Origin of the sequence: Algibacter agarivorans (assembly GCF_039543245.1) — a bacterium.
Classification (GTDB): Bacteria; Bacteroidota; Bacteroidia; order Flavobacteriales; family Flavobacteriaceae; genus Algibacter_G; species Algibacter_G agarivorans.
Genome location: NZ_BAABJJ010000053.1, coordinates 1 through 522, shown reverse-complemented (window position 1 = coordinate 522; position 522 = coordinate 1). Strand labels below are relative to the sequence as shown.

General features: G+C 36.8%; 1 protein-coding gene. It reads left to right on the top strand.

Annotated elements, in window-relative coordinates; translation table 11 throughout:
* A partial coding sequence (locus ABD935_RS16560; RefSeq protein WP_345194046.1) for a transposase occupies nucleotides 1-516 on the top strand: 516 nt, incomplete at its 5' end.
* Between the last annotated feature and the right edge of the window lie 6 nt (nucleotides 517-522).

Here is a 522-nt window from a genome sequence, read left to right as displayed (position 1 = left end):
AATATAAAATTCAGAACAATTAAAGAGCTGGAACTGCCCGAAGACAGGCATCAGCATCTTTTAAAAGATGAGGTCATTGAACTGACAGGCACCAAAACAAAAGGGAAGTATCCAAAAAAACTTCGCAGAGTTGCATTATGGGACGATGAAAACAGTCAAACCATTGAGGTAATCACAAATCAAATGTCTTGGACAGCAAACACCATAACCGAACTCTACAAGGCTAGATGGGAAGTAGAAATATTTTTCAGGGATATAAAACAACAACTCCACATAAAGTCTTTTATCGGAACGAGCCAAAATGCGGTTATGATACAGATTTGGACAGCACTTATAACTATTCTCATCCTAAAAGCACTAAAGGCACAAGCCAAACATGCTTGGTATTTATCAAATTTAGTAGCTTTTATCAGACTTAATCTTTTTGTTAAAGTAGACCTGCACAAATGGCTCGATAATCCATTTGCAAAGGAACAACCTCCGCCAAATAAGTATGTGCAAGGGGTTCTTTTTTGAATTTTA